At 66.7% G+C, this 23,023-nt stretch carries 17 protein-coding genes and 1 pseudogene; 12 read left to right on the forward strand and 6 right to left on the reverse strand.

What is annotated here, in order from left to right:
* Positions 1 to 81 precede the first annotated feature (81 nt).
* Both IPI67_31935 and IPI67_31940 read left to right on the forward strand, forming a co-directional pair.
* Positions 82 to 6,171: a hypothetical protein gene (locus IPI67_31935; GenBank protein MBK7584787.1), complete on the forward strand. Its 6,090-nt coding sequence runs from the start codon at positions 82 to 84 to the stop codon at positions 6,169 to 6,171.
* Positions 6,168 to 7,802: an alpha-amylase gene (locus IPI67_31940; GenBank protein ID MBK7584788.1), complete on the forward strand. Its 1,635-nt coding sequence runs from the start codon at positions 6,168 to 6,170 to the stop codon at positions 7,800 to 7,802. The genes IPI67_31935 and IPI67_31940 overlap by 4 nt, the downstream gene beginning before the upstream one ends.
* Positions 7,803 to 7,825: 23 nt before the next feature.
* Here the strand turns inward: IPI67_31940 and IPI67_31945 are convergent, their stop codons facing one another.
* Genes IPI67_31945 through IPI67_31960 form a run of 4 tightly spaced genes read right to left on the reverse strand, consistent with a single transcriptional unit; the run spans position 7,826 to position 10,689 of the window.
* Positions 7,826 to 9,094: an NADH-quinone oxidoreductase subunit D gene (locus IPI67_31945; GenBank protein ID MBK7584789.1), complete on the reverse strand. Its 1,269-nt coding sequence runs from the start codon at positions 9,092 to 9,094 to the stop codon at positions 7,826 to 7,828.
* Positions 9,095 to 9,098: 4 nt separating this feature from the next.
* The gene (locus tag IPI67_31950) at positions 9,099 to 9,593 is read right to left on the reverse strand and encodes an NADH-quinone oxidoreductase subunit C (GenBank protein ID MBK7584790.1); all 495 of its coding nucleotides are present in this window, start codon (positions 9,591 to 9,593) and stop codon (positions 9,099 to 9,101) included.
* Between the two features lie 3 nt (positions 9,594 to 9,596).
* The gene (locus tag IPI67_31955) at positions 9,597 to 10,373 is read right to left on the reverse strand and encodes an NADH-quinone oxidoreductase subunit B (protein MBK7584791.1); all 777 of its coding nucleotides are present in this window, start codon (positions 10,371 to 10,373) and stop codon (positions 9,597 to 9,599) included.
* A gap of 16 nt (positions 10,374 to 10,389) precedes the next feature.
* Positions 10,390 to 10,689 carry an NADH-quinone oxidoreductase subunit A gene (locus IPI67_31960; GenBank protein MBK7584792.1) on the reverse strand — a complete coding sequence of 100 codons (300 nt, stop codon included), beginning with the start codon at positions 10,687 to 10,689 and terminating at the stop codon, positions 10,390 to 10,392.
* 303 nt (positions 10,690 to 10,992) lie between these two features.
* Here IPI67_31960 and IPI67_31965 point away from each other — a divergent pair.
* From IPI67_31965 to IPI67_31980, 4 genes and pseudogenes are all read left to right on the forward strand, one after another.
* A pseudogene (locus tag IPI67_31965) lies at positions 10,993 to 11,382 on the forward strand (hypothetical protein).
* Positions 11,383 to 11,505: 123 nt separating this feature from the next.
* On the forward strand, positions 11,506 to 11,910 hold the full coding sequence (locus IPI67_31970; GenBank protein MBK7584793.1) for a DUF393 domain-containing protein: 405 nt from the start codon (positions 11,506 to 11,508) through the stop codon (positions 11,908 to 11,910).
* The gene (locus IPI67_31975) at positions 11,907 to 12,653 is read left to right on the forward strand and encodes a TetR/AcrR family transcriptional regulator (GenBank protein MBK7584794.1); all 747 of its coding nucleotides are present in this window, start codon (positions 11,907 to 11,909) and stop codon (positions 12,651 to 12,653) included. Before IPI67_31970 ends, IPI67_31975 begins: the two co-directional genes overlap by 4 nt.
* A 174-nt stretch (positions 12,654 to 12,827) precedes the next feature.
* On the forward strand, positions 12,828 to 15,305 hold the full coding sequence (locus IPI67_31980; protein ID MBK7584795.1) for a choice-of-anchor L domain-containing protein: 2,478 nt from the start codon (positions 12,828 to 12,830) through the stop codon (positions 15,303 to 15,305).
* Positions 15,306 to 15,384: 79 nt separating this feature from the next.
* On the opposite strand, the gene IPI67_31985 is transcribed toward IPI67_31980, so the two are convergent.
* Complete coding sequence (locus IPI67_31985) at positions 15,385 to 16,776, reverse strand: hypothetical protein (protein ID MBK7584796.1); 1,392 nt, start codon at positions 16,774 to 16,776, stop codon at positions 15,385 to 15,387.
* Positions 16,773 to 17,327, reverse strand: coding sequence for a hypothetical protein (locus IPI67_31990; GenBank protein MBK7584797.1), 555 nt, complete (start codon positions 17,325 to 17,327; stop codon positions 16,773 to 16,775). Before IPI67_31990 ends, IPI67_31985 begins: the two co-directional genes overlap by 4 nt.
* Positions 17,328 to 17,409: 82 nt before the next feature.
* On the opposite strand from IPI67_31990, the gene IPI67_31995 reads away from it, so the two are divergent.
* From IPI67_31995 to IPI67_32020, 6 genes are read left to right on the forward strand one after another with little or no spacing between them, the layout of a single operon-like run.
* Positions 17,410 to 18,930: a sugar ABC transporter ATP-binding protein gene (locus IPI67_31995; protein ID MBK7584798.1), complete on the forward strand. Its 1,521-nt coding sequence runs from the start codon at positions 17,410 to 17,412 to the stop codon at positions 18,928 to 18,930.
* Entirely contained in the window at positions 18,927 to 19,934 is a 1,008-nt protein-coding gene (locus tag IPI67_32000) for an ABC transporter permease (protein ID MBK7584799.1), read from the forward strand. The genes IPI67_31995 and IPI67_32000 overlap by 4 nt, the downstream gene beginning before the upstream one ends.
* Positions 19,931 to 20,323 carry a VOC family protein gene (locus IPI67_32005; protein ID MBK7584800.1) on the forward strand — a complete coding sequence of 131 codons (393 nt, stop codon included), beginning with the start codon at positions 19,931 to 19,933 and terminating at the stop codon, positions 20,321 to 20,323. Before IPI67_32000 ends, IPI67_32005 begins: the two co-directional genes overlap by 4 nt.
* A gap of 46 nt (positions 20,324 to 20,369) precedes the next feature.
* Positions 20,370 to 21,341, forward strand: a complete 972-nt coding sequence (locus IPI67_32010; protein ID MBK7584801.1) for a substrate-binding domain-containing protein — start codon at positions 20,370 to 20,372, stop codon at positions 21,339 to 21,341.
* Positions 21,338 to 22,078: a hypothetical protein gene (locus IPI67_32015; GenBank protein ID MBK7584802.1), complete on the forward strand. Its 741-nt coding sequence runs from the start codon at positions 21,338 to 21,340 to the stop codon at positions 22,076 to 22,078. Before IPI67_32010 ends, IPI67_32015 begins: the two co-directional genes overlap by 4 nt.
* The gene (locus tag IPI67_32020; GenBank protein ID MBK7584803.1) at positions 22,078 to 22,704 is read left to right on the forward strand and encodes a hypothetical protein; all 627 of its coding nucleotides are present in this window, start codon (positions 22,078 to 22,080) and stop codon (positions 22,702 to 22,704) included. Before IPI67_32015 ends, IPI67_32020 begins: the two co-directional genes overlap by 1 nt.
* Positions 22,705 to 23,023: the final 319 nt, after the last annotated feature.

Raw genomic sequence — 23,023 nt, forward strand, 5'->3', positions numbered from 1 at the left:
ACCTCGGCCGGCCCCGGTCCGAGGCCCATGTCCAGGCCATTTGCGCTTCGTATACGATGCCGGCTCGACAGGGAGTAGCCGATGAAACGCTCACCCGCCCCGCTGATGATGCTGCTCGCGCTCTTCGCCGCAGCCTGCCCGAGCGCAACGCCGCCGCCCGCGAGCGTGAAAAAAACCGCGCCTCCGCCGGTCGCCGAAGAAAAAGTGGTGTGGCGCATCTCCAAGTCGGGCCTCGGGTTCCGACTGAGCGACGCCGATCCGGAACCACCCGCTCGGGTGAAACCGGCCGCAGCAAAACCGCTCGCCGCAGCAGACGCCAAGCGTGTGTTCGCGAAGCTCCCGCCAATGAAAGCGAGCGCACAGGCCAAGACCTTCGCGATGCGCGAGAAGTCGATGCCGGCGCCGCGCCCCGGCGAGACCATCAAGACCGCCTTCCCACCAACGGCCGGTGCACCGCCCGTCAGCGTCACACCGAAGGGTCCACCTTCGGTGACACGCTTCCAGCCCGAGGGCGAGGTCAGCATGGCGCCGAGCCTGAGCGTCACGTTCTCCGAACCAATGGTCGAGCTCACGTCGCACGACGACCTCGCAGCCAAGGGCGTGCCCGTCCGACTGGTCCCCGAGCCCCGAGGCCACTGGCGCTGGGTAGGCACCCAGACTCTGGTGTTCGATCCAGAAGACGAGCGCTTGCCGATGGCAACCGAGTTTCAGGTCGAGGTCCCCGCGGGCACACGCTCCGCGTCCGGTCAGGCGTTTGCGCAGGCCAAGAGCTGGCGGTTCTCGACGCCCGCGCTCAAGGTCGAGAGCTTCGTCCCTCGCCAGTGGGATGGCCCAACCGATCTAGAACCGCTGCTCTACGCCAGCTTCGATCAGCGCATCGACAAAGGCTCCGTCCTCGCGAGCTTCGAGCTACGCGCGAGCGGCAAGACCTTCCCGGTGCGCCTGGCCGGAGCCGACGAGATCGAGAAGTCGGCTCCCGCGCGCGCCGCCCAGGAGCGCGCAAAAAAGGACCGCTTCATCGCGCTCCTTCCCGCCAGCCCGCTGCCGAAGGACACCAGCTTCGAGGCCGTTTTCAAGGCCAAAATGCCAAGCGCCGAGGGCAAACGCCTGACCGCGTCCGACCAAGGGTTCAGCTTTCGTACCTACGGGCCGCTCCGAGCCGAGGACCTGCAATGCGGCTGGAACGAGCAGTGTCCTCCGCTCTCACCCTGGTACATCCGCTTCTCCAACCCGCTCGACGAGAAGACCTTCGACAAGAACCTGATCAAGGTCGAGCCCCCACTGCCGGACATGCACCTCGAACTCTCGGGCTCGAGCATCGTCGTGCGCGGGCGGAGCAAGGGCCGCACGAAGTACAAGGTCTCGATCGGACCGGAGCTCGGCGACACCTTCGGACAGAAGCTCGACAAGGCAACGACGCTCGAGGTCAAGGTCGACTCCGCGGATCCGTTCCTGTTCCCGGAACAAGACGAGATGCTCGTGCTCGACCCCGCGTTCGGACCGAAGCTCGGTGTCTTCGGCATCAATCGTCCAACGCTCAAGGTGCGCCTGTTCGCAGTGGAGCCCAAACAGTTCGAGGCCTATTTGAAGTGGCGGCGGGACTGGGACTGGGAGGGCAAGCTAGGGCAGCCACCCGGGCGTCTGATCTCGAATCGCACCGTCAAGACCAATGGCGCCGCGGACGAGTTGACCGAGACCAACATCGATCTCTCCCCCGCCCTCGACAACGGCTTCGGACAGGTGCTCGCCATCGTCGAGCCGCCGACCCAACCCAAGGCCGATCGCTGGGGTTATCGCTCGCGCCAGTGGGTGCGGGTCTGGCTCCAGGTCACCAAGATGGGCCTGACGGCGTTCACTGACTCGACGGAGGGGCACGTATTTGCAACGAACCTGGCGGACGGCGCGCCACTGACCGGCATCGAGGTCGCGGTCGAGCCCAAGGGTGATCGCCAGAAGACGGGCGTCGACGGCCTCGCCAAGCTCTCCCTTGCCGGAGACGGCGACATCTTGGTCGCCCGACAGGGCAAAGATCTGGTCTGGCTCGGCGGGCGCTCCGACAGCGGCGCGTTCGTGGCCCGCCCTCTCTCCGATGGCCTCCGCTGGTTCGTATTCGACGATCGCAAACTCTACAAACCCGGTGAGCGAGTGAACGCGAAGGGTTTCGTGCGCCTGATCGGCGCCGGCACCAACGGCGATGTCACCAAGCTCCCGCGCTCTGCTGCACAACGCGTCCGGCTCGTGGCCTACGAGCCCCGCGGCAACGAAATCGCGAAGGACGTCGTGCCCGTCGATTCGGACGGCGGCTTCAACTTCGCGTTCGACATCCCCAAGGGCGCGAACCTCGGCAGCGCGCGCGTCGAGCTCCACCTCGAAGGTAGCGGCTCGTACCTGCGCGACGACTACGCGCACCAGTACGAGATCCAGGAGTTTCGCAAACCCGAGTTCGAGGTGACCGCGCAAGCGACGGAAGGCCCGCACTTCGTCGGCAAACACGCCATCGCCAACGTATCAGCCAGTTATTACGCGGGCGGCGGGCTGCCCGACGCGGAGGTCGAGTGGAACGTTCGCGCCACGGACGCGAGCTACGTCCCGCCGAACCGCAGCAACTACCACTTTGGCAAGCCGCACCGCTGGTCGTGGTGGGCGCCGGCGGACAAGAGCCGCGACGCCCACGAAGAGTGGAAAGCGAAGACCGACGCCTCGGGCAAACACCGCCTGCGCGTGGACTTCGACGGCCTCGAGCCGGCGTACCCACGCCAGCTCTCCCTGGAAGCAACGGTCACCGATGTGAACCGACAGGCGTGGACCGCACGCAGCGAGATGCTGGTACACCCCGCCAGCGTGACCGTGGGCTTGCGGGAAGAGAGCACGCTGCTCTCCGCCGGCAAGAGTCTAAACCTCGACGTGATCGTGACCGACATCGATGGCAACGCCGTCGCCGGTCGCCCGGTCAGCATCAAGATGGAGCGGGTAGTGACCCGCTGGCGCGGCTCCGTCTCCGACGAGGAGGTGGGTCCCCCCGAGCCCTGCGCGCTCTCGAGCACGACCGAGTCACAGCGCTGTAGCCTGGCGACGAAATCCGGCGGGCTGCATCGGGTGACCGCGACCGTGACCGACGTACACGGACGCCCCAGTCAGTCGCAGCTCGAGCTGTGGGTGATGGGTGAAGACCCTCCCGAGAACCCGACGCTGCGCCAAGCGCGGGTCGAGCTCGTGCCAGGGCAGCGCGAGTACAAACCCAGTGACACCGCAGAAATCCTGGTCGTTGCACCGTTCGCACCGGCCGAAGGCGTGCTGACCGTGCGGCGCGAGGGGCTGGTCAAGGTCGAGCGCATCCGGCTCGACAAACGCACCAGCACGCTGAAGGTGCCGCTGAACGAACACTGGTTGCAAAACGTCACCGTCGAGGTCGATCTGGTCGGCGCAACCCTGCGCGAGAATGAACGCGGTGAACCGGACGCGAGCTTGCCCAAACGCCCCGCGTTCGCCTCGGGCAGCGCGGGCCTCAAGATCCCACCCAAAGATCGCTCGCTCGCCATCCGGATCACGCCGGAGAAAAAGGAGCTCGAGCCAGGCGGCAAGACTCGTGTTCGGTTTCAGGTCAGCGACGCGAATGGTCAACCCGTGTCGGGTGCGTCCCTCGCCATGGTCGCGGTGGACGAGAGTGTCCTCGCGCTCGCCGGCTACCAGCTGCCGGATCCCCTCGAGGTGTTCTATCCAGCACGCTCACCCGGAGTCAGCGACTACGAGACCCGCCTGAAGGTGGCGTTGATGCGACCCGATCTTGCGCGCATGCAGCTTCAGCCGCGGCAGAGATTCAAGGATGGCGGACTTCATCGCAAGGAGTCGGCAAAGCGCGTTCTCGGACCGATGCCCAAACCGGTGGCGACCGCAGGCTACGCAGCCAGCGCCGCTTCCCCAGCGCCGCCGGCCCCCCCCTCCAAAGCGGAGGAGCGCGCCGATGCAAAACCGGACTTCAAGAAGGCCAAAAGCAAGACGGGCAAGGACAAACCCATCGCGGTGCGCGCGGACTTCGGCTCTCTCGCCGCGTTTGTGCCGAGGCTGGTGACGGATGCCCGCGGCCGCACCGAGACCAACGTCAAGCTACCGGACAACCTCACGCGCTACCGCATCATGGCCGTGGTCGCGTCGGGCGAAAACCGCTTCGGTTCGTCCGAGAGCGCGGTCACTGCGCGGCTGCCGCTGATGGTGCGACCATCGGCGCCGCGTTTTTTGAACTTCGGCGATCGTTTCTCGCTGCCGGTCGTGCTCCAGAACCAGACCGCAAGTCCCCTCGAGGTCGACGTGGTCGCGCGCGCGGACAACCTGTTCATGAGTGAGCCCCGCGCGCTCCGCGTGACCGTGCCGGCCAACGATCGCGTCGAGGTGCGCTTCCCGGCCGCGACGGTCTCGGCCGGCACGGCCCGGCTGCAGATTGGCGCGGTCTCTCCCGCAGGTGACGACGCGAGCGAGATCGAGCTGCCGGTCTGGACGCCCGCGACCACCGAGGCCTTCGCGACCTACGGTCAGATCGATCAGGGCGCCATCGGCCAACCGGTGAAGATGCCGAAGGACGTCTTCAAGGAGTTCGGCAACGTCGAGATCACCACCTCGTCGACCGCGCTCCAGGGCCTGACCGACGCGCTGCTGTACCTGGTGCGGTACCCGTTCGAGTGCAACGAGCAGATCTCGAGCCGCATCCTCACCATCGCCGCGCTCCGCGACGTGCTCGGGGCGTTCGACGCGGAGAACCTGCCTCCGCCCAAGATGCTGAACAAGACCGTCGCCGACGACATCGAGAAGCTGAAGAGCCGCCAGAACTGGAGCGGGGGCTGGGACTACTGGCGGCGCGATCGACAGCCCGTGCCGTACGTCAGCGTACACGTCGCGAACGCGCTCATTCGCGCCGAAAAAGCCGGGTATTCCGTGCCGAAGGAGCTGCGCACCAGCGCCCTCGGTTTCATCGCGCGCATCCGCAGCTACTTCCCGCATTGGTACTCCAAAGAGGCGCGCTGGGTGATCGAGGCCTACGCGCTCAACGTGCGCTGGCACGCGAAACAAAGCGACCCAGCCGCAGCGCGCCGGCTCATCAGCGAGGCCGGTGGAGTCACGAAGCTGCCGCTCGATGCACTCGGCTGGCTCTTGCCGGTGCTCAGCAAGGACCCCGACTCGAGCAAACAGGTCGAAGAAATCCGCCGCCACCTCGACAACCGCACGACGGAGACCGCCGGCAAGGCCCACTTCGTCACCAGCTTCGACGAGACGGCGGCCTACGTGCTGCTCGCCTCCAACCGACGCAGCGACGCCATCCTGCTCGACGCCTACATCGAAGATCGCCCCGACAGCGATCTCATCCCCAAGCTGGTCGCGGGCCTGCTCGGTCACCGCAAGCGCGGACGCTGGCTCTCGACGCAAGAGAACGTGTTCGTGCTCCTTGGCATGCACCACTACTTCTCGACCTACGAGAAGACGACGCCCAACTTCACCGCGCGCTCGTGGCTCGGCAGCCGACTCGCGTCGGAGCACAAGTTCCAGGGCCGCAGCACGGACCGCAAACACGTCGACATCCCGCTGGCCATGCTGGCGGAGCTGCCGCAACCCAGTCAGCTGGTGCTCGCCAAGGAGGGCGACGGCCGGCTCTACTACCGCATTGGCCTGCAGTACGCGCCGAAGAACCTGCGCCCGCCGCCGGCCGAGCACGGTTTCTCCGTGAGCCGTCTATACGAGGGCGTGGAGAAACCCGGCGACGTGCGCCGAGACAAGGACGGTACGTGGCGCGTGAAGGCCGGCTCCCTCGTGCGTATCAAGCTGGCGATGGTCGCTCCCGCGCGTCGTTATCACGTGGCGCTGGTCGATCCGTTGCCCGCGGGGCTCGAGCCGCTGAACCCAGCGCTCGCCACCACCGCCAGCATCCCGGTCGATCCGGCCACGGAGGACAAACAAGCCAAGTCGCCGTGGTGGTGGTCGCGCACCTGGTACGAGCACCAGAACATGCGTGACGAACGCGTCGAGGCGTTTGCCTCGCTGCTCTGGGAAGGTGTGTACGACTACACCTACGTGGCGCGGGCGACCACGCCGGGTGAGTTCGTGGTTCCGCCACCGAAGGTCGAAGAGATGTACGATCCAGAGACCTTCGCGCGCGGCGCGGGCGACCGGATGATCGTCGAATGAACCGAAGCTTCACCGCAGTCTTGGCCCTCGGGCTCGCTCTTGCTGGCTGCGGCGACGACACAGCCAGCGAGACCACCTCCTTTCCAGAAAAGGACTGGTCCGCCGAGGCCGACCAGCTGCTCGATGGGCCCGACTGGTACCGACACGCCGCCTTCTACGAAGTCTACGTGCGCTCGTTTCAGGACTCCGACGGCGACGGCATCGGGGATTTCAAGGGGCTCATCTCGCGCCTCGACTACCTGAAGGGACTGGGTATCGACGCCGTCTGGCTCATGCCCATCATGCCCACCCCGTTCAAGGACTCGGGCTACGACATCTCGAACTACGAGGCCGTGAACCCGGACTACGGCACCGAAGCCGACTTCGACGCGCTGCTCGCCGCAGCACACGAAAAGAAGATGCGCGTCGTCATCGATCTGGTGTTGAACCACACCAGCGACCAGCACGCCTGGTTCAGCGAGTCCCGCGCGGACAAGACCAACCCCAAGGCCGACTGGTACGTCTGGCGCGACACACCGTCGGACCCGGACATCGGCTGCGGCACCCAATCCGCCGTCTTCGGTTCGTCCGCGTGGCAGCTCGATCCCGCGCGCAACCAGTACTTCTTCCACCGCTTTTATCCCGAGCAGCCGGATCTGAACTACCGGAATCCCGAGGTCGTGGACGCAACCTTGAAGGTGGCACGCCACTGGCTCGACAAAGGCGTGGACGGCTTTCGCTGCGACGTCATCGGACTGCTCTACGAGTCCGCCAAGGAGTGCGACCTGATCCCCGAGACCCGCGACTACGTCCGCAAGCTACGCAAAGTCGTGGACGAGTATCCGGGGCGTGTGATCCTCGCCGAACCGTCCAACCTCACGGATGCCACGGGTTACCTCGGCAATGGCAGCGACATGTTCCACATGGCCTTCCACTTCGGGTTTGGCTACTTCTGGAGCTTCCCGTTCGGCGGGCAGGACGCGACCAGCATCAACCAGACGTTCCAGAAGTCCCTGGACAACTTCCCGCCGGGCGGACAGGACGCCCTCGTGATCGGCTCGCACGACGTACAACGGGCGTACAGCGCGGCGCAGGCTGACGACACGCGCCACCAGCGCGCCGCGCTGATCCAGCTGACCGCCAAGGGCACCCCCTTCATCTACTACGGCGAAGAGGTGGCGCTGCGGCCCGGCACGAAACAGGTGGTCGACCTCCGGGACTTCGCCCGCACACCGATGCTGTGGGACGCGAGCCCGAATCACGGCTTCACCGCAGGCACGCCTTGGCTTGCCTACGGTCTGGAGGCCGATCAGTTCAACCTCGAGACGGAGACCGCTGACTCGAGCTCGATGCTGGCCTTCTACCGCTCACTGCTCGAGCTGAGGCGTGGGCGCGCGGTCTGGGGGACCGGCGAGATGGAGGTCCTGGATACGGGGACCAAGAGTGTGTTTGCGATCCTGCGCCAGGACGACTTCATGGCCTACGTCGCCGGCGTGAACATGAGCGAAGAAGACCAGTCCGCCGAGCTTGCTCGCCCGGGTCTAGGCCAACGCGCCCTTCGAGTACTCGGCAGTGGCAAACTCTCGCTCAATGCCAGTGGTGGCGCGCTCGACCTGCCGGCGAAGAGCGCGGCCATCTTCCGCGTGCGCTGAGCTCACCGGCGCTCGGGCAACCGTCAGCGGTCCACTTCGCCCATGATTGGATCCAGGCTGCCCAGGATCACGATGCAATCGCTCAAGCTGTGGCCAGGGAGCACGTACGGCAGACAGCTCGACGCGTGCAGGCTCGGCGGGCGGATCTTCAGGCGGTACGGGCTCGTGCCCTTGTTCACCCCGCCCCCGATCACCCAGGTCCCGAGCTCACCGCGCGGGCTCTCGAGGGCGGCATAAGCCTGGCCCCCGGCGCTGCGCTCTTGCAGCACGATCTTGATGGGTTTGTGGCCGCAGATCGGGCCCTCCGGCACACCGTCTACCAGCTCCCGCACGATGCGAATGCTCTCGGCGATCTCGCGGATGCGCACCAACGTACGGGCCTGACAGTCGCCGGCCTTCTCGGTCTGCACCCGCACCTCGACCTCGTCGTACGCGTGGTAAGGCGCATCACGCCGCAGATCGTGGTCGACACCCGCCGCACGCAAGAGCGGTCCGCTGATCCCGAGCTCCATACACAGCTCGCCGTCGAGCACGCCGACACCCCGCGTGCGCTCCACGAAGATGCGGTTGTGTGTCATCAGATCTTCGTACTCGCCGATCCGGGACTCGATGACTTCGAGCGAGCGCTTGACGAGGCTGGCCCAGCCCTCGGGGATATCGTGGCGATTCCCGCCGACGGTGTGGGTGTTGTAGTGGAACCGGCATCCCGTCAGCATCTCGAACAGGTCGAGGATCAGCTCGCGTTCGCGGAAGCAGTGCAGAAATACGGTGGAGCCACCGCCAAGGGCGCCGCCCAGATCCAGCGCAAACGTGCCGAGCCAGAGCAGGTGGCTGGCAATGCGCTGCAGCTCCGCGACCAGAGTGCGGATGTAACGCGCACGCCGGGGCACCTCCGCTCCGAGCAACGCCTCGAACGCCATGTTGATGGCTTGCTCGTTCATCATCGGCGACACGTAGTCGTTCTTGTCGACGATGGGCGTTATCTGCGTGAACGCCAGCTTCTCACACAGCTTCTCGACACCGCGATGCAGGTACCCGGCGTAGGGCACCGCCTTCACGATCAGCTCACCGTCGAGGTAGAGCTTCACGCGGAACACACCGTGAGTGCTCGGGTGCTGCGGCCCGAGGTTCAACACCATCATGTCGGCTTCGGGGTCGTAGTCCTCGATCTTCAGGTACGGATCCCCGCGCTGGATCGAGGCCACTGCACCCGGCACGCGCCAGGCAGGGCCGGGCCTCTCGGCCGCCTTCTTGGCCGGTTTCTCGGGGACGGGATCGACGCTCAGCTCCATCAACTCATCTCCAGGGAGAGCACGCCGTGTCGATGGCGTAGTCTTTTCTGAGCGGATGCCCTTCCCAGTCGTCGGGCATCATCAGGCGGCGCAGGTCCGGATGGTTTTCGAAGACCACACCGACCAGGTCGTACTGTTCACGTTCCTGCCAGTCGGCCCCGGCGTACAGCGGCACCAGCGACTCGATGCCCTCGCCGACCGCGAGCTTCACCCGCCAGGTCGCAATGTCCGCGCCCTTGCCAGGCTTGCGCAGGACGGTCGCGATCTCGAATAGCTCGGGCTGTTCGGGTCCAGCCTTGCCCGCAGCCTGCGGCAAGTAGTGCGTCGCGACGACTGTGACGTAGATGCGGTAACCGAGCTGCTTCAGTTGTTTCGCCAGCTCGAAGTGGCGTGCGCGGTCCACGACCGGCGGTGAGTCCGCCGGGAACTCGCTCACGCCGAACGAGTCAGCGAGGAGTTTGTCCAGCTCGTCGTTCTTGGCAACGCCCTTGGCTCCCATGCGCTACTCCTTCGCCTGACTGGGCGCGGCCTTGGCCTCGACTGCCGGTGGCTTCCGCAGCTCCGCCAGCTTCGCCTCGAGCCGCTCGCCGACCTTCGAACGGCGCAGCTCGACCAAGTTCATCTCGGTTCCGTGACCCAAGCTGCCAGCGCTCTCGGTCTGTTGAAGGCTGAGCTCTTCGGGCCGCGTCGGGTCGTCCATGCGCGGTAACGACGGGCGCCGCATGTACTCGGGAGTGGGCGGACGCTCCGCCTCGTCGCGGGGTTTTCCAGCCCGAAACGCCTTGATCTTCTCCTGCAGCCGCATCAGCCCGTGCATCAGCTCTTCCGGGTTGGGCGGGCAGCCCGGCACGTACACGTCGACCGGCAAGAACGTATCGATGCCGGGCACGACCGAGTAGATGTCGCGGTAAAAATCGCCGCTGATCGCGCAAGAGCCCATGGCCAGACACCACTTCGGCTCCGGCATCTGATCCCAGAGTTTCTTCACCCGCGCCGCCATCTTCACGGTGATGGTGCCGGCCACGACCATGATGTCGCTCTGCCGGGGCGTGCCGCGGACGATGGTCCCCATGCGATCGAGATCGACCCGGCTCGCCGCGGCGGCCATGAACTCGATGCCGCAGCAGCTGGTCGCCATGGGGAAGATCCAGAGCGAGTTCGACGCGCCCCAGCTCAGGAGTTTGTCGACGCTGGTCGTCGCGACGTCCAACCCAGGCATCTTCGCCATGAAGTCGTACAGCGGGTGGCTGTACGCTCTGTCGTCTTCGTTCACGCCCATGCTTCGTCTCCGCTGCTCAGTGCCAGTCGAGCGCGCCCTTCTTGAGCGCGTACCACCAGCCGAGCATCAAGATCGCGATGAAGACCAGCATGTCGATGATGGCAATGAGGCCGAGCTTGCCTACGCTGATCGCCCAGGGAAACAGGAACGCCGCTTCGACGTCGAAGAGCACGAACACGAGCGCGACTACGTAATAACGCGGGTGGAACTTCAGCCAGGCCGGACCCTCGGGCTCCTCACCACACTCGTAGGTCTGGTGTTTGAGCGGAGAGTCTCTCCGGGCTTTGACCGACAGCACCTTCGCGATCACCAGCATGCTGGAGCCGACGATGGCGGACAGGATCAAGAAGGCCAGTGCTGAGGCCCAGGCGTTCACACGATTGCTCCGTGGAAAAGTTACGTCACGTCACGTTGTGACGAGCCCCCTCTTCTAACATGGGCGGGGTCGGCCCGGGGCAGCGCCGGCCGCCCCAGGGCTTTGGGGTCCGGAGAGGGTCCTTCAGGCGCCCGCTCCAGGCCCGGGAAGGCCGGGAGAATTGGGCCTTGACGTTTTGTTGAACGTGTTCAATATTTGAACGTGTTCAACACGGGCTCTCGGCCCGGAAAGGAGCTTCGAAGCATGTCCCCTGACACCCCAGCCAACGGCCTGATTGCCGTCTACGCGGTCTACGCTGCGGTCAGCCTCGGCCTCACCGTCTGGCTCGCCCGCACCCTGTTCAAGAACGGCGCGGTCTTCTTGCGCGACGTATTCAAAGACGAGCCGGACCTGGCTCAGGCGGTCAATCGCTTGTTGGTCGTCGGCTTTTATCTGATGAACCTCGGTTATGCCTGCTTGCTCTTGCGCGCCGACCGACCCGACACCGGAGTCGCAGCGGTCGAGACCTTGGCGCAGAAGCTCGGTTTCCTGCTGATCTCCCTCGGCGGTATGCACTTCTTCAACATGTACTTGTTCCACCGCATTCGCCGCCGCGCGAAGCTCGCCGAGCTTCCGCCCCCAGTGCCGCACCAATGGCGCGTGGACTACAGCCAAGACGCCGCGCGCAACGCCGCACACCACTCCGCGCAGAGCTACGCCGCGAGTGGCGGCGCGAGCGGCTGACCCAGCACGATAGTCATCAGCAGGGAGACCACCGTGGACTCGCTCACCATCCTCTACGACTCGAGCTGTCAGCTCTGTGTGCACTGCAGGGAGTGGCTGGAGACCCAGCCGAGCTTCGTGCCGATGGAGTTCGTCCCCTGTGATTCCAGCGAGGCGCGCCGACGCTTCGGACAGATCCCGTGGCTCGGTGGACAGCTCGTGGTGGTGGCGAGTGACGGGCGAGTGTGGGCCGGCGCCGCAGCCTTCGTCATGTGTCTGTGGGCGTTGGTCCAGTATCGGGAGTGGGCCGAGCGGTTGTCGAGCCCGGCCCTGGCTCCGCTGGCGGAGCGCTTTTTCCGGGTTGTCTCGGCCGAAAGGCGCCGGCTCGGCTCGCTCTTCACACACCGCCCTTGCTCGACGGATGCTTGCGGCGTCCCCGCCCGAGGTCCGTATCGATGAAGAAGAGAGCCAAGGCCGAGACCACCCGCGAGCGCATCCTCGACACCGCGCTCGGCCTGTTTCGCAAGTCGGGATTCGACGCCACGACGATGCGCGACGTCGCCAAGGCCGCCGGCACCTCCCTCGGATCGGCCTACTACTACTTCCCGTCGAAAGAGGCGCTGGTGCTCGCTCACTGGGAGACGCAGATGGTCGAGCACGAGCAGCGTGCTCGAAAGGTCTTTTCTCACTCGGCAGATCTCGGCGAGCGGCTGCGCGCGGTCTTCGACGTGCGGCTCGACTTGATGAAGGATGATCGGAAGCTGTTGACGGGGCTCTTCCGCACGATCGGAGATCCAGAATCGGCGGTCTCGGTGTTCGCCCGAGAGACCGCACCGATCCGCTCGCGCAGCATCAGCTTGCTCTCGGAAGCTCTGGAAGTTCCCGAGGTCCCGGACGAGCTCCGCAGCCAAGCGGCGCTCGCGCTCTGGGTGTTGATGCTGGGGACGGTGCTCTACTTCGTGCATGACGACTCGCCGGGCCAGGTGCGGACGCGCGATCTCGCCCGAGGCGCGATCGATACCTTGGTGCCGCTCTTGCCGTGGCTCGCGGCACCGATGGCGGCCCCGCTGCGCGAGCGTGTGTTTGCCTTGCTCACCAACGCGCAGCTTTGGCCGCCGGAACCGCCGGTTCTGCCGCCCGAGAGCGCCGCAAGGACGGCGCGAGCGCCCAGAAAATCCAAAAAAGCAGCGCGCAACCGCTGAACTTCGGGCCTGCATCGACCGGCGCCCAACCGCCTGCTACACGGGCGCGCCGGTAACGGGGAAGGCTCGACCCTCCACCCGCGTAGGAGCGCGGCCACGTGTGCCCGCCGCGGAAGGGCACGCCGCGCGAGGTTGAGCGAAGATCCATCCGCCGAATTGTTTTAGGAGCACAGAATGACGAAGAAGAGTCGATCGAAACTCGAGACCGCAGCCTTCGGGCTCGCGGCATTGGCGGCCCTCGCGGTCGCCCCGATGACCGCCTGCGGCGGGGACGGCGGTTCCTCGTCGTCCAGCGGCGGCAGCGGAGCCAAGGACGGCGGCCTGGGCGGCGTCGGCAACGCCGGTGGGATCGGTGGAACCGGCAACACCGGCGGGATCGGCGGAACGGGCGGAGGCGCTCAGTGTCCCGGCGCCACGCTGTGCGGCGGCAGCTGTGTGCAGACCGATTTCGACCCCAGCAACTGCGGCTCTTGCGGCAACAAGTGCGCGACGGGCGAGCTCTGCTCGGCGGGCAAGTGCGCGGGCCAGTGCCTGGGTGGGAGCAGCGAGTGCAGCGGAAAATGCGTCGACACCCAGATCGATCCCGCCAACTGCGGCGCTTGCGCCACCAGCTGCAAGACCGGCGAGGTCTGCTCTTCCGGCCAGTGTGCTTCCAGCTGCCTCGGTGGCAGCACGGAGTGCAGCGGAAAGTGCGTTGACACCCAGATCGACCCCGCCAACTGCGGCGCGTGCGGCACCACTTGCAAGGCCGGCGAGGTCTGCTCGGCGGGCCAGTGCGCTTCGCAGTGCCTCGGCGGCACCACCCTCTGTGGCAACAAGTGCGTCGACAACCAGATTGATCCGGCCAACTGCGGCACGTGCGGCAACGCGTGTCAGAGCGGGGAGGTCTGCTCGACAGGTGCCTGTGGCCTGACCTGCACCGGCGGCACCACCAAGTGCGGCACCGCGTGTGTCAACACCAACACCGACACCGCCAACTGCGGCGCCTGCACCACGCAGTGCACGACCGGCGAAGTGTGTGCGAACGGCAGCTGCAGCTTGCAGTGCGCCGGAGGCACCACCAAGTGCGGCACGACCTGCAGCAACACCCAGACCGATCCGGCAAACTGCGGTGGTTGTGGCAACGCCTGCCCGAGCGGGCAGGTCTGCTCGGCGGGGACGTGCACCCTCTCGTGCACCGGCGGCACCACCAAGTGCGGCACGACCTGCGTCGACACCAACACGGATGGAGCAAACTGCGGCGCCTGCGCGAAGGCCTGCACCGCGGGCCAGGTCTGCAACGCCGGCGTCTGCGCCAGCGTGTGCGGCGGCAACCTGACGAAGTGCGGGAACTTCTGCATCGACACCCAGACCGACGCGGCCAACTGCGGCTCGTGCGGCAACGTGTGTCCTTCGGGAGCAAAGTGCTCCGCCGGCACGTGCCAGCAGTGCAACAGCGCCACCACGGATTGCGACGGTGACGGCTGGCTCGTGTCCGAGGGCGACTGCTGCGACAAGCCTGGCGCCTGTGGTAGCGAGCCTCAGTACGTGAACCCCGGCGCCGCCGAGGTGGTTGGCAACGGCATCGACGACAACTGCAACGGGCTCGTCGATCTGTTCGACCAGACCGATGCCCTGCCGTGCGACACCGGCCTCACGTCCAGCTCCAGCACACCCGCCGACTACGCCAAGGCGATGGGCATCTGTCGCACGACGACGGAGACCCCGGCCCTGAAGAAGGACAAGACCTGGGGCCTCATCACGGCCGAAATTCTGCGCGCCGACGGCTCGGCCCTGGTTGACGCCCGCGCCCGCTCGATTCGACCGAAGTTCGGCAACACCAACGTGCCGATCGAGGGCGCCTCGATGGTGGTGCTGTCGAGCGGCATCGCGTCCGACGCGACCCAGACCACTCCGGGTCCGAACGGCGGCGCGCCGGGCGGCGGCAACGTGAGCACCGCTCACACGCCCGCGAGCACGGTGAACATTTCGACCTGCTCGGATGCACGCTGCATCAAGGACTGGTTCACCACCGCGAACCCGCCGCTCAAGGCAGCCAACGCGCTGCCGGTGGCGCCGAACTGCGGTTCGGGGACGTCGGGCAGCCCGGCCACGCCGAACGACTCGGTCATGCTGCGCCTGCGTGTGCGTGCGCCGACCAACGCACGGGCCTTCTCGTTCAACTCGTACTTCTTGAGCGCGGAGTACCCGGAGTTCGTGTGTTCGTCGTTCAACGACCAGGTCATCGCCCTGGTGGACACACCGAGCGGCACGCCCTCGCCGATCGCAAACCCGGTCGATAAGAACCTGATGACTTACCTGGACACGAGCGCCAAGAAGTGGCCAATCGGCATCAACATCGCAGCGGGCACCAGCCTGTTTGCGGTGTGTGAGAGTCAGACCGCCAACCCGGGGTGCTGGGACACCGACGTCAACGCGGCAAGCTGCAAGGCCGGCATCGGTAGCCTGCTGGGCACCGGCTTCGACAAGTCCGGGAGCTGCACCATCGGTGGCGGGACCTACTGGCTCACCACCGCAGGCAACGTCATCCCGGGTCAGATCGTCGAGCTCCGGATCGTGATCTGGGACGTGAGCGACGCGATCTACGATTCGACGACGCTGCTCGACGGCTTCAAGTGGCTGACGAACGCCACGCTGCCGGGCACGGGCTGAGTCGAACACACGGGGGGGCGGACGCCGCGGGTGCCGAAACACTCGCGGCGTTCGTCTATTTGGGGCGCCCACGCCGCGCTCAGAGCGCGCCGAAACAGTCGAAGCGAGCGAGGTGGATCGAGCTCTGGGGTGCGCTCCCGGACGATGGACCTTGCCACGCAACGACCAGAGACTGCCCTCCCGGCGCGCCGATCAACGACAGCTCGCCAAAGAACTGCGGCTCGAATGCGTAGCTCGCGAGCAGCGGACCCTCAGGGTCGAGCAGCGAGAGCACGAGGTCCGGCGGATTGCCCGCCGGGTCGTTACCCCACGCCACCACGAGTCGTTCACCGAGCGCGGCGGCGTCGAACTCGAGGGGGAAGTCGCCGGGCCCCGACAGATCGAGGGGACCGGTCAGATTCGCGCTCGAGGCGTCGATGCGCAGCCAGCGGATGGGTGCGACGGCCCCACCGCTCGCCACCCGATAGACCACGTACGCACCGCTCGGGTGTGCCGCTGCAGCAATCTGCATCAGCGGAGCGCCCGCGTCGACGCTAGTCAAGTACGTGATGGTGGCGTCGGGTCCCACCCGGACCAGATCGAGGCGCGTCGGCGGTTCGGGATCTTGTAGCCCGCACCCGGTCTTCGGCGCGTTCGAGCCGTTGGCGAGGGCAACGACCCACCCGTCGCCGAAGGGCACGGCGTCGGCGACCGCGCCGAACGACGCGCAGCCGAGCACGCTGGTCTGCACGACGATGCTGCCCCCCGCGAGCTTCACGACTTGTGCGTACAGGGATGCGTCGCGCGTGCCGACCAGATGTCGGCCCTCGGCGCCGCGCGCGGCGAACGCTGGCGTGGAGCCGAGCAATGTCACCGTCGGGCCGGCGTCGGACTTGTTGGCCGCGACGTTGGGGGCAAAGCTGGGAAAGGCGCTGCCTCCGGTGTCATGCGCAACCAGGAGTGACAGGTGGTCACCAAAACCCGCGCCCGCGCGGAACTTCGGGGACAGCTGGGGGCTGGCAAATGCGTCGTGAACCGGGGCAATTTCCCCACCATTCGGCCAGTTGTCCCAGGGCAAGAAGGTCGCGTAGCCGAGCTGCCGGAACACACTGGGTGACTCGACGGGCTCACGCTCGAACGCCACGCTGAGCTGGTCTCCGCCGTCGCTCGAATAGACGAGCTCCGGCAGTCGATCGACATCCTTCGCCGAGTGCTGCACCTCGAGCACGCCGCCGACCTGGAAGAAGCCGGCGCATTCATCCATGCCACCGAAGCCGGCCGCGCCGCCGAAGCCGGCCGTGCCGCCAAAGCCGGCCGCGCCACCGAAGCCGGCCGTGCCACCGAAGCCGCCGCCGCCAGAACCTCCGGTGACGACACTGCCGCCGCTTGCGCCGGCACCAGCACTCCCGCCGCCGTTTCCCAGATCGGGAAGCTGAGAGCGCGACCCGCAGGCTACGACCGCGAGCGCAAGGCCGAGCGAAGCCGCCCTCACTTCACCTTGCACACGCCCGTGTCGCACATCGCGGTCTTGCCATTGCACGGATCCATCAAACAAGTCACGATCGTGCCCCCACACTTGGGACCGGGGTCTCCCGGCTGCAGCGCCAGGCACTGACAGGGGGCCGTGCTGCAATAGGAAGAGAAGAGCTTGCAGTCAGCGTCCTTCTTGCAACCCTTGGTGCCCGCATCGAGACCGCCGCCGTCCTGGCCGCCCGTTGCTGCGTCGATTCCGGCGTCCGCACCGGCAGCGCCGCCGCTGCCCGACGCTCCACCGCCGCTGCCGGCCGCTCCGCCGCTGCCGGACGCACCGCCCGAGCCCGCGGTTCCGCCACCGCTACCGGCGACACCGCCCGAGCCTCCACCGCCACCGGAGCCACCGCCTGCGCTAGTTCCACCACTGCCGCCCGTGGTCGTGCCGGCACTGCCGCCGGTCCCGCCGCTGCTCTTGCCTCCGCTGCCCCCCGAGTCGTCGCTGCTTCCGCCGCAGCCGTTGACCGACGAAAGGCCCAGAAGAACCACCGCACCAAGCAAGAGTCCGCGCATGCCCATGACCTCCCGGAACGCCAATCATGCCAACGAAGCTCACTGAAATCACGTTTCTCGCTGTTTTGGCTAATCTGCCCGTGTGTCCGAGTCGCTGCTCGCGCTTCTCGCCGTGACCAAGGCCTTCGGGCCGACGCGCGCGCTGGACCGCGTGTCGTTCGCAATCCATGCCGGTGAGATTCACGTTTTGGCGGGCGGCAACGGCGCCGGCAAGAGCACACTGATCAAGATCCTGTCCGGAGCGCTCGCGGATTTCGAGGGCGAGCTGGAAGTGGACGGGCAGCGTGCGCGCCTCTCGAGTCCGGCAGCCGCACTGCGGGCCGGCGTCGCGACCATCCACCAGGAGCTGTCCCTGGTGCCTTCGCTCTCGGTGCTGGACAACCTGTTCCTGGGGGAGCCGCGCGCGATGCTGTCAGCGTGGCGACCCGAGCGCCACGTTGCCGAGGCGCGCGCGGCACTCTTGCAAGTGGGGCTCGCTCTCGACCCGCACACTCGGGTCGAAGACCTCGGCCTGGCCGAACGCCAGCTGGTCGAGATCGCCCGCGCGCTCCGCCACGCCGCCCGGGTGCTGATCTTGGACGAGCCCACCAGCGCGCTCTCGGAACCCGAGGCCGAGCGCCTGTTCGAACGGCTTCGGGAGCTGCGCGCGACGGGCAAGGGCATCGTATTCATCTCGCATCGCATGGAGGAGATCTTCCGACTCGGTGATCGCATCACCGTGCTGCGTGACGGTCGTGTCGTGCACAGCGGAGCGGTCGAAGAACTCGACGAAGGCAAGCTGATCGACAAGATGGTGGGACGCGCGCTCGAGCTCCGCACTGCGCCCTCGGTGGACGGCGCCTCGGGCAACGCTCTCTTCACGGCCTCCGGGTTCGGGGCAATGCTCGCGGGCGCGCCTCGCCCGGCTTTCGAGGATGTTGCGTTCGAGCTCGGCTCGGGAGAGGTGCTCGGGCTCGCGGGCCTCTCGGACTCGGGGGCGAGCGAGCTGCTGCACGCGCTCTTCGGCTCGCTCCCGGCGGCACTCTCGGGAGAGCTCTCGCTTGGTGGCGCGCGCTACCTGGCAAGCTCACCGGGTGACGCCCTGCGTTCGTCCGTCACGCTGCTCGCACGGGATCGCAAAGACAGCGTGCTGCCCGAGCGCGCGATCCGGGACAACGTCACGCTCTCCGCACTGCGCCGGGTCTCGAGGCTGGGCTTCGTCTTGCGCCAAAAGGAGCTGACCCTCACCGCGCGTATCACCGAGCGCCTGGCTCTGGTCGCGCCTTCGCTCGACGCACCGGCAGCCGCACTCTCCGGCGGCAATCAACAGAAGGTCGCGCTGGCACGCTGCCTCGCGACGGAGCCGCGCGTGCTCCTGCTCGACGACCCGACCCGCGGCATCGACGTCGCCGCAAAAGCCGATGTGCATCGGTTGATTCGGGAGCTCGCCGCCGAGGGCTCCGGCGTACTCGTCGTGTCCTCCGATTTCGACGAGCTGGCGTCACTCTGTGATCGTGTCCTGGTGCTCTTCCGCGGGCGGATCCGCGCCAGCTTGACCCGCGCCGAGCTCAGTCGCGCCAAGCTCTTGGCCCTAGCCATGGGCGGCGAAGGAGCCGCAGCGTGAGCGCGGGCAACCGAGTCTCGGTCTGGGCGCGCTCGAGCTCCGTGCGTGCACTGCTGCCGCTGCTCTTGGTCTTCGCGGTCGGTTGTGTGTTCAACCAGGACGGCGCTTTCTTCGAGTGGAGCGCGCACCGCGCCATGCTGCGTGAGATCAGCGTGCTCGGGATCTTGGCCTGCGGCATGACGCTCGTGATCGTGTCCGGTGGCATCGACCTCTCCGTCGGCAGCGTGCTAGCGGTCTCGGCCGTCTCCTTCGCGACCCTCAGTATGCAGCGGGGCTACGGGGCGATCGCCGCGATCGCTGCGGTGCTCGCCGTCGGAACGGCGCTCGGTTTGGCGTCCGGCGCACTGATCGCGCGCTTCCGTGTGCAACCCTTCATCGTGACACTCGCGATGATGGTGTTCGCGCGCGGACTCGCGAAGCTGATTTCCGGCGGAAAGAAGGTCACGAACTACGTGAGCCTGCCGGACGGTTCCTCCACCACCGTCGAGCTGCCCGCGGTGTTCCGCCAGATCGACGCCAAGGTGCTCGGCGACAACATCTCCGTCGTGACTCTGATCTTCGCTGCCTGTGCCCTCGCGACCTTCCTCGTGCTCAGGCAGCTGCGCGCCGGGCGTTATCTGTACGCCGTCGGGGGTAGCTACGAGGCCGCACGCCTCTCCGGGGTGCCCGTCGCGCGCACCCTGCTCTTGTCCTACGCACTCTCGGGCGCCTTCGCCGCCATCGCCGGCATCTGCCAGGCCGCGCAGGAGACCCAAGGTGATCCCGAGACCGGCGCCGGTTACGAGCTGGACGCCATTGCCATGGTCGTCCTCGGCGGGACGAGTTTGTCCGGGGGCCGCGGAGGCATGGGGCTCACCCTGATCGGCGCCCTCACCTTGGGCATGCTGCAGAAGATCTTGAGCTTGAACGCCTTCAGCACCGAGGCGCGCCTGATGTTGACCGGGGCGATCTTGATTGGTGCGGTGCTCTTCCAGCGGCCCTGGCAGACTGAAAGGCAGTCATGAGCGCGCGCCACGTGTTGACCATCTTGGCCGTTACGGATCTCGACCGCGCGAAGCGCTTCTACGCGACGGTGTTCGGCTGGCCGTGCTCGGTGGACGTGCCGGTGTACGTCGAGCTGGAGCTGCCGGGTGGCATGCGCCTGGGTCTCTATCAACGCGACGCCTTCGCTCACAACACCGGGCAGGTGCCCGAGCGCGTCGGCGACGGCCAGACCACTGCCACCGAGCTGTACTTGCACTGTGACGATCCGCGCGCGCTCGCCGAGAAGCTCCGCGCCGCCGGCGCGCGAGAGTTGTCGGCTCTGGCCCCGCGAGCGTGGGGTGACACGGCCGCATACTTTGCGGACCCGGACGGCAACGTGGTGGTCGTGGCGTGCCCGAGCCAGGTGTAGCGGACGGGGACAGCGTGGTAGCGTCCGGGCCATGAACGCACTGGCGATGACGACGATCGCGCTCGCTGGCGCGCTCAGCCTGGTCGGCTGCAAGAGCGATCCGAAGCCCGGCACCACGCCGGCGCCGAGCGCCTCCGCCCAGCGCGGCAGCGCCGACAGCCCGTGGGTCATCGGCATGAGCCAGTGCAACCTGGGTGAACCCTGGCGTGTGCAGATGAACGATGACCTGAAGAAGGCCGCGGAGAAACAGCCCAACTTGAAGCTCGTGTTCAAGGACGCGCAGAACGACTCGCTCAGACAACGGGCTCAGGTCGAGGAGCTCGTCGGGCAAAACATCGACCTCTTGATCATCAGCCCCAAAGAGGCCGCCCCGCTGACCCAACCGGTTGCGGAGGCGTACAAGAAGAAGATCCCGGTCATCGTCCTCGATCGCGCCGTTCAGGGTGACGACTACACGAGCTTCATCGGCGCGGACAACGTGAAGATCGGCCGCGAAGCGGGCAAGTGGGCGGTGCAGGCCCTGGGCGGCAAGGGTCTGATCGTGGAGCTCAAGGGCCTCATGACCAGCACTCCGGGTCAGGACCGCCACAAGGGTTTCCGCGAAGGCCTCGAGTTCGACAAACACCCCGACCTGAAGGTCGTGTTCGAAGCGGACATGCAGTGGCTCGAGCCCAACGCGCGCAAAGAGATGGAGTCCGCGCTCACCACGCAGAAGAAGATCGATCTGGTCTACGCCCACAACGATCCGGGTGCTCACGGCGCCTACCTCGCGGCCAAGGCCGCCGGCCGCGAGAAGGACATGAAGCTCATTGGCATCGACTCCCTGCCCCATGAGGGGGTCGAGTACGTGAAACAAGGGATCTTGGACGCGACGTTCCTCTACCCGACCGGGGGAGTGGAGGCGATCGACACCGCCCTCGCGATCCTCGCTGGCAAGCCGGTGCCGAAGAAGATCGTGCTCGGCACCCGCGCATTCACCAAAGACAACGTCGCCAAAGGAGGCGAGGCGATCCCGTGAAGGGTCCGGGTCTACTCGGGGTTCTTCTGGGGGCGCTCGTCTCCAGCTGTGGTCCCTACATCGACGAGGTGGTGAAGGAGCGCGGCGCCAAGGTCGAAGCCAAGCTGGTGCAGGTGCGCGCGCTCGGCGAGGAGCTGAATCGGACCCCACTGCTCACCCAGGACGAGCCGACGAAGGTCCAGGTAACACTGGGCATGGCCGCGGGCGGTTACCCCAGCGCAAAGATCACCGCGGCGCTCACCTACGCCGAAGATCTGCGCGACCTCGACGAGCTCGGACTGGTCTACGCGCGGGTCAACGAGAGCAGCCTCGTCAACCAGTGCGCGGCCAACGTGCACACCGAGCGCGAGCCTTGGGACCCGCTCTTTCCCAGCTCACCTCCGGCGTCGGGCACCGGTTATTCGGCAACGCGGCGCTTCGACGCTTGCGAGCGGCTGACGCATCTGTTCGTGCTGCGCACACGAGCCTTCGCGCGCCCCTCCCCCGGGCGGACCAACCCGGCGACTCAGGGACAGGAGTTCGACGCTGGTTTCATCGACGTGGACGTGTTGATCTTCGATCTTGCAGAGAAGCGCCGGGTCGGCGGCCTCCGCGTCCAGGCCGAGAGTGACGTCAAGCTGGATGGCGCGACCGAGTTCAAGGTGGAGTTCGACCTGCAGTACAACCTCGAAAAAGCCATCGTCGCCAGCCTGAAGAAGAACGCGCCAAACGTGACGGTGGTCGGAGGACACAGCTGATGGCCGGTGACCACGACTGGCTGAGCGACGACGCCAAACAGCGAGTCGAACGCGCCATCGTCGAGCTCGAGCGTCAGACCTCGGCGGAGCTCGTGGTGACCGTGCGCCAGACCTCCGGCAGCTACCTGGCTCAAGATCTGCTGTTCGCGACGCTGATGGCAGGCATCGGACTGTGTCTCTACGCCTACCATCCGGCAGAGTTCACCGATGACCTGGTGCCGCCGGCGCTCGGTCTGCTGTTTGGGGCGAGCGCATTCTTTTGTGCTCAGGTGCCGGGACTCCGACGCCTCTTCGTTCGACCGTCGACGCTGCGGGACAACGTGCGGCGGGCGGCTCTGACCGCGTTCCACGAGCAGCGCATCGACGGCACCAGCGGTCGCACCGGGATCTTGATCTACGTGTCGCTGTTCGAGCGGGTGGTCGAGGTCATCCCGGATACGGGCGTCGACGCAAGACGCCTGGGCACCGAGTTCGGCGAGGCAGTCGGCGAGATCGCCGCGGCCGTGCGGGGGGAAGGGCTGCTTCAGCTCACGCGCGGCATCTCGAAGCTGGCCCCCAGCCTCGCGCGGGTCTTGCCGCGCGCCGACGACGACGTGAACGAACTTCCGGACGGCGTGGTGTCATGAGAACCAGGCACTTGATTGCAGCGTTGGCGCTGTTCACGGCCCTTTCGGACGCACAGCTCGCCGACGCCCGCCCCGGCGGAGGCAGCTCGTTCAAGGGTTCGTCCTCTTCGTCCTCACGGTCGTCCTCCTCTTCGTCGTCGTCGCGTTCGTCCTCTTCGTCCGGCTCGACCCGCAGCTCGAGTGGGTCCAGCTCGCGCTCATCCTCTGGAAGCGGCAGCTCGCCCGCCCCCGCACCCGTCTACACCTACCGGGTCGGCGATCCCAAAGCTCGTGCCACGGTCTGGCAGCTCGGCGCACCATCGCTCTTCGGTGTCGCGCC

The organism is Myxococcales bacterium (assembly GCA_016706225.1).
GTDB lineage: Bacteria > Myxococcota_A > Polyangia > Polyangiales > Polyangiaceae > JADJKB01.